The 6846-nt window shown below is 57.6% G+C and carries 4 protein-coding genes and 3 pseudogenes; 5 read left to right on the top strand and 2 right to left on the bottom strand.

Annotated elements, in window-relative coordinates:
* Nucleotides 1-37: 37 nt before the first annotated feature.
* A pseudogene (locus AU381_RS30575) lies at nucleotides 38-552 on the bottom strand (ISNCY family transposase); the annotation flags it as partial.
* Between the two features lie 911 nt (nucleotides 553-1463).
* On the opposite strand from AU381_RS30575, the gene AU381_RS00495 reads away from it, so the two are divergent.
* From AU381_RS00495 to AU381_RS00485, 3 genes and pseudogenes are all read left to right on the top strand, one after another.
* Nucleotides 1464-3164 carry a flavin-containing monooxygenase gene (locus tag AU381_RS00495; protein WP_014858075.1) on the top strand — a complete coding sequence of 567 codons (1701 nt, stop codon included), beginning with the start codon at nucleotides 1464-1466 and terminating at the stop codon, nucleotides 3162-3164.
* Nucleotides 3165-3707: 543 nt separating this feature from the next.
* Nucleotides 3708-3893: pseudogene (locus AU381_RS30570) on the top strand (MFS transporter); the annotation flags it as partial.
* A gap of 124 nt (nucleotides 3894-4017) precedes the next feature.
* Nucleotides 4018-4257: pseudogene (locus tag AU381_RS00485) on the top strand (transposase); the annotation flags it as partial.
* Nucleotides 4258-4520: 263 nt separating this feature from the next.
* On the opposite strand, the gene AU381_RS00480 reads toward AU381_RS00485, so the two are convergent.
* Complete coding sequence (locus AU381_RS00480) at nucleotides 4521-5558, bottom strand: IS110 family RNA-guided transposase (protein ID WP_014858080.1); 1038 nt, start codon at nucleotides 5556-5558, stop codon at nucleotides 4521-4523.
* Between the two features lie 127 nt (nucleotides 5559-5685).
* Between AU381_RS00480 and AU381_RS30025 the strand changes: the two genes are divergently transcribed.
* Together AU381_RS30025 and AU381_RS00475 are read left to right on the top strand one after the other, a co-directional pair.
* A complete protein-coding gene (locus tag AU381_RS30025; RefSeq protein WP_014858081.1) occupies nucleotides 5686-6066 on the top strand; it encodes a hypothetical protein in 381 nt (126 codons plus the stop codon).
* A gap of 107 nt (nucleotides 6067-6173) precedes the next feature.
* A complete protein-coding gene (locus AU381_RS00475) occupies nucleotides 6174-6770 on the top strand; it encodes a DUF3846 domain-containing protein (protein ID WP_223843497.1) in 597 nt (198 codons plus the stop codon).
* Nucleotides 6771-6846: the final 76 nt, after the last annotated feature.

Raw genomic sequence — 6846 nt, 5'->3', positions numbered from 1 at the left:
TCAACGCTCCTCTTTTGCTGCGGGTAACTGGCCGGCATCATAGCGGCAACCGCCGGCGCGGGGGCGTCCACATCATCAAGGTGCCAAACAGCAACGCGTCCGCCTGTTCGCTGCGCCAGACCTTCAGCCGGCGCTGAAGTGTTCGAAGCAGTTTGTCGGGGTAATCGCCGGGATACTCGGCCTGCAGTCGCGACAGAAGTTCGCTGCCGGTCCGCCATGGTTCGGCTTCGAACCAATTTCGCACGTCGGTAGTCGCCTCGACGAGAGCACGACGCCGCCGTCCTCTTTTGGTTTTCGCAAGCGGGCGATCCGTCCGCCGGTAGCTCTCTCTTTCCAGTCCGCAAACTCGCCAGGAAAAGGTCGATCGGCTGATCTACCCCGTCAGAGCGCATGGCCGGCGGAGTGTCGGCAAACGCAGCGAGTCGCTCCTGCACGGGCGCGGATATCGCGCAAATAGCGGGACAGGATCTAGCCCGGCGTAGATTTCCTGCAGACGGGAGCGGCTACATCTGACGCGTGAGCGTCGGCAACCAGACGCTGATGCGGCGTAGCCGATAATCTGCCACGGCTCGTCCTCCTATGATTAGGATCGGGTCGGCTCATCCGAGCAACCTTGGAAGTGCAGTGTAGGACGAGCCACTCGGCCACGAAGACAGACATACAGTGTTACGATTAATGTCAGGTTGAGGCTCGTCCTATGTACGACAATGTTGGACACGCGAGACCGCTGCTTGAGTCATTTCGTTGCATTAAGAAGAGTTCTTCCTTTTGGCACGCATATTGCTTCTAGGCATTTGCAGGACACGTCACGGACCCACCTTATCGCGCAGAGATTTCGACATGTTAGCCAATGGTTTCTGCCGAGCCCGCCTTCCGATCATCAAGGGGTGGATCGTTTCAGTGCAGACGTAACCGGCTGCGCGCGCCTGGTCGAGCCGAGGCAGCACAGGGGCATATCTCGCAGTCGAGCCCGGGCCGGCGGCACGACGGCGCCCGAGAACCTCCCCGCCGTGGCGACCTTCGACTCGCTTTATCAAGCGCGATTTGGATCAGACATTCGGGAGCTTGCTTGTCGAATCTTCTCTAATGCCGATTGCCGCAACCACGCCGAAGCCGAGGCAGTAAACTGAGCGTCTGGCGGGGGATTGGATATATGCAACAGGAGGAACTTAAATCATGGCTCACTCTTCGGACCTCGCCCTGTTCCGCCACCGCATCGCCGAGGCACTCCCTTCGGCCAATATTCCAACCCTATTACTCCTTCTGTATCAGTTCACGGGAAAAGAATACTGGCTCACCCCACCGTTTCTTCCCGTAAAGAGTGTCTGGGGCGACAACGATTCAGGGGGCTCGCGGCCGAATTACAGACGGAGATTCGTAATGCAGCACTGGACGCCATCATCTGTTGGCACAGCGGCGCACCAGTCACCAAGCAGGACCTGTCGGAAGAAGAGTTGATCCGCATGCTGACTGTGTCGGAGGCCGAGCCTATCCCGCCAGAATACGCTGACATGATGCTTCATAAGCTACGGAGATATGCAGGCGCCATTCCGGACCCCGTGTCCTTGCCGAAAGGATTTCGTGTACTCATCATCAGGGCGGGCATGTCCGGTGTCGCAGCGGCAATTCGGTTAAGACAATTGGGCATTTCCTACATCCAGGTCGAAAAGCAAGACAGCACCGGCGGGGTCTGGCACGCACATCACTATCCTGGCTGTGGAGTGGACACGCCGGGGCATCTCTACTCGTACACTCTTGCCAGTGGCAACTGGAGCACGTTCTTCCCGTTGCAAAAGGAAATCGACGACTATTTCAACCGTGTTGCCCGGGACTTTGGGATCGAGAGTTCCATCCGCTACGGCACGGAGTGCCTGGTCACCCGCTATGACGAAGAGAGCCTAACTTGGCACTCCCGGTTACGTCTGCCCAACGGCACGGAAGAAACCCTCGTGACCAATGTGGTCCTCTCGGCGGTGGGGGGCTTCACCACGCCGAAATGGCCCAACCTTTCGGGCCTGCGCAACTTCGACGGCCCGGTGGTGCACACCTCGGAATGGGATCCAGAAGTCGCGCTCGACGGTAAACGTGTGGCCGTGATTGGCAATGGCGCTTCGGCAATGCAGGTTGTTCCCGCCATCGCAGATCGGGTGGGTGCCTTGACAATCTTCCAACGCTCACGTCAATGGGTGGCGCCCTTCCCGAAATTTCAAAAACCGGTCCTGGAACCGATGCAGTTCTTGTTCCGCGAGGTGCCACACTATGAATGGCTGTACAGGCTCCGCCTGAGTTGGATTTACGACAGTGAAGTGCATGAGGCCCTGCACAAGGATCCGGCCTGGCCGCATCCGGACCGTTCCGTGAATGCGGTTAACGACCGCGACCGCGAGACTTACACACAATACATCGAGGGACAGCTGGCGGGGCGCCCTGATCTTATCGCCAAGGTCATCCCGTCGTACCCTCCATTCGGCAAGCGGATGCTCCTGGACAATGGCTGGTACAGAACCCTACTAAAGCCGCATGTTACGCTGGTAGACGGAGCTGCTGCGCGTGTTGAGGGCAGGTCGATCCATGCGATTGATGATGAAACGCATGAGGCAGAACTTATTATCGTCGCCTCAGGCTACGATACGACACGATATCTACTTCCGGTTGAGGTAATCGGACGCAATGGTCGGACGGTACGTGACGTCTGGGACGATGATGACTGTCAGGCTTATCTTGGCACCGTTGTGGCGGGGTTCCCAAATTTCTTCATGCTCTATGGTCCCAATACGGCGCTCGGCCATCGCGGCAGCTTCATCTTCACGATCGAGAGCCAAATCGATTATGTACTAAGTGTTCTGCGCCAGATGGGCGAGAAGAGACTTGTCGAAGTAGAATGCCGGCAAGATATATATCAACATTACAACCGGAAAATCCAACAAATGCACCAGCAGATGATCTGGAGCCATGAGGGTATGTCCACCTTTTTCCGCAACGACCGGGGCCGAATCGTGACAAACAGCCCTTGGCGTCTGGTCGATTATTGGAAGTTGCTGAAGGAGGCGGATCTCGATGACTACCGTACCATGCCGCAAGTTGATTCCCGATTAGAGACTTCGGGTGTACCGCGAGAGGGCGTTCAACGCCCCGGCTCGCGACTCCGGCGTCGACCTTCTTGACGCGGCGGCTACGGTCAGCAATCGAATGGCGACCGCCGGGTGAGGCCCCCTTCGGCGGTCATATCGAGTGTCTGATCGGCACTCAGACGGGAAAAATCCGCCTCCTGCCAGCCACGACGTTCAGCAAGGCGCAGAAGCTTGACGCGCACAATTCCAAGGGGCATTCGGCCCTCACTTTGCGCGACGCCATGTACCTTCAAACGCCGTCCGGCCGGGCACCGTGACGTGCAACCGGCGAATATCTCCCCTGAGGGGAGTGCACTGCAAGCACCGCGAAAATACGTTTGATTAGTCCGTCCATATGACGAAAAGATGTGATGGAAACTCACCGGACCCGTCCTGCCCACCGCCGAATGCGGCTCAAGGCGAAAACGAGAAAGTGCGTTGTCAATGACTGCGTGTCCTCAGGTCTTCAACCTTTACGTCGCTGTCGAAAACATAGCCCGCACCCCGCTGGGTACGCATATACTGCACGCTCCGGCCCGGGCCCCTGCCCCAGCTTGCGACGAAGGCGCAGGATTTGAACATGGGTAACGTCATCCCCTGGTCGCATTCGCCGGCACCATCAATCCATCGGCCGGCAGTGTAAGTGTCTTTGTGCCACTGGAGCATGCGGTACTCGCCCGCGAAATGGCAAGTGTCGAATGGACGACAATGTTCGCCCACTATAGTCTCGGGACGCTTGCAAGCGTCTCCGACGTGGCCGCGCCTTGCCGCCTGTTTTGTACCGCCATGCTGCCGATAATCAGCAGACGCCTAGCGTGCGCTCGCCCACTATCGAGATCGGCCGAGCTTCTGCTTGCCGCCCGTCGATTTCCGCAGCGGGGCAAGCCCGAGCCGCCAGCCAGCAGTGCGCAAAGTCGCCGACCAGATCAGGCCAAAGGTGCCCAAGCTCGCCTCAATCATGGATCATGCCGAAGAGGACGTGCTGGCCTACATGACCTTTCCACAAGCAGCACTGGGCCAAGTTGCACTCGACCCGATCGAGCGCCTCAACGGCGAGATCAAGCAACGCACCGAGGTCGTCGGCATCTTCCCCAACGACGACGCCATCGCGCGTCTCGTCGGCGCATTGCTGTTGGAGCAGAACGACGTGTATGGACCGCTCCCTGTTTGCAAGGCGAAATTGAACATAACGGCAGACACGGTTCTTGCGGTCGTGTATCCGGCCTGTTTACGCGAGCCACTCGGCCGCAGGCCTTGATGGTATTCGCGGATCGGCGGCCAGACAAATGGACGAGCTCATCTGGCTCGCATCGTTTCATGGGCCTTTGCCGAACCCGGATCATACCGGTTGCCATCACATTCGATTACCCTCGCAAGCCAGCACTGATCATAGGAACAGTGCTGAAGCTGCTATGCTGCAGACGGTGTCGCAGCAATTGGTTTGCGATACTTCTCATCCCGCGTCAGCATTGCCCATAAGGCGCGTGCCGTTTTGTGCGCGACTGCGACAGCGGTGACGTTCGTCGGTCTGCGTGCCGCGAGGGCAAGCAGCCACGGACGAGGCGGCACGTTTTTGCGGAACAGCGTTCCGACAATCGCTCTCGCGCCATGGATGAGAAGCGCCCGCAGATATCTGTCACCTCCCTTGCTAATCCTGCCGATACGCTCCTTCCTCCCGCTCGCATGCATCCTCGGAGTCAGCCCGAGCCAGGCCGCAAAGTGCCGGGCGGATTGGAACTGACAACCGTCTCCCACAGCTGCGACGATGGCGCTCGCAGTGATTGGGCCTACGCCGGGTGCAGTCGCCAGCCGGCGGCTATCTTCGTTGTTCTTGTGCCACTCGACAATTTGTCGTTCGACAGCAGCGATCTGTTCTTCGAGCATATCGATATGATCGAAGAGGGTATTGATAGCTTGGCAGGCGATCGCCGGCAGGTGGTCTGGCGTCATTGCGTTCGTTCGCTGCCGCAGCTCTGACATGCGGTAGCGGCCTTTTGCGGCGATGAGCCCAAACTCACCGACCAATCCACGAACAGCATTGATCGATGCTGTTCGTTGCCGAACCAGCAATGAACGAGATCGATGCAAAGCGAGCACGGCTTGCTGGTCTCGGGTCTTGATTGGAACGAAGCGCATGTTTGGCCGAGTCGCCGCCTCGCATATCGCCTCTGCGTCTGCGGCGTCGGTCTTATTCCGTTTGACACAGGGTTTGACATATTGCGGCGGAATGAGCCGAACGTCGTGACCAATCGTGACCAGCTCGCGAGCCCAGTGATGAGCGCTCGAGCATGCTTCCATCGCAATCAGACAAGGCGGCAGCTTAGCGAAAAACGCGAGCAACTCGCTTCGTCCAAGGCGTCGGCGTAGAACGGTTTGACCGGCGTCATCAACGCCGTGAGCTTGGAAGACTGTCTTTGCGAGATCAAGACCAACGGCAACAACAGGCATGGAAACATTCCTCCTTGGCTAAAAGACGCCCGCCATCTTCGCTGAGGGGAAGGGAGCGGTCCATGCCATCAAATGGGCGGTGCAGCGGTCCATCTACATGACCCTTGAGCCATCGCCGCTATGAGCTATGATCATCCGCAAATCAGCCTGGCCGCTGTGGCAAGCTGCCCCCGCCCGGCTCCTGCTGGAAGCACGCCTTGCTGCCGACTGCTACACCACCCCCTGGGACATCATCATTTGGCTGAAACCTATTACAGTGGAGGACCCGTCGCGTGCCGATCACTGGTATGTCATCCTCGACCGAACGTGCACAATGCCTCCCGCGTTGAGCTCGGTGATGTCAGCAGACGAATCATTGCGCAACACCAACTGCGCATATCGCAACGACCCAGGGTTCACCAATACTGTCCGGCTTCGCGTCGGAATCACCGGAATGAAATCGAAATGGGTGGCCCGCTTCGTTTCGGAATCATTGTCCGACTGGACCGGCACACGCAGTCACTCGTGAATTAAAACCAAAAGCGCAATACACTGATGTGCTTGAACGCAATCCGTCCCACATTCCATGGTGTGGATAGGCCCCATACAAAAAATCGATTTTCCCAATCTTGGCAAATGCTGCATAGCGAAAGACCACCCGACGTGCGCTTCACGCCGCTGTTTGATCCTGTGACGGATGCCTTTTGTTGGGTCACGCCATTTATGACAATGGAGAAAGGCTGGGACATGAAGAATGTCGCATACCTCTTAGACCCGGAGACGACACTCTTTCGCACCGTCGAGGTTGCCGACGGCACCGGACTTGCGCCAATCTTTAGTCTGCTCGGTTGCCGACTGGTGCAGATGATCCGCTTTGACGACTCGCATGCACTATTCTTAGATGACGAAGGACTGCGGGATGGGATAACAGCCTTCACTGTTTTTGCCTCCTACCCTCAGCCTCTTGGGGGGAGAATCGTTCTTATCCGAGGTGATGGAAGCGAACCTCATTTTTCCCCCTCGATAAAAATCGAGGACGCTGCCGTTCATTTCAAATGCTGTCGTCCGGTGCTTGACCCAGTTTTTGTCACGGCAGATGATGCTACTCCGAAGGGTCTCATCCTTCCCGGCGCTTTGTCAGACTTGAAAGTTCGAATCGAGCAACGTCCGCCCATGCTTATGGACGGAAGGCATGATGTATATCGCGCTCACGGCGACGGCTTGAACTCTTAGAGCCTGACTCGAAAAGGTCTCAACAATATCCGTACCTTGCCAAGCGTCGTGTCAGGACCCGGATGTGGGCGATAGT

Source organism: Sinorhizobium glycinis (assembly GCF_001651865.1).
In the GTDB taxonomy this organism is placed as follows: domain Bacteria; phylum Pseudomonadota; class Alphaproteobacteria; order Rhizobiales; family Rhizobiaceae; genus Sinorhizobium; species Sinorhizobium glycinis.
Note: the sequence above shows the minus strand (reverse complement) of the source record. Positions and strands in the feature narration are given on the sequence as shown.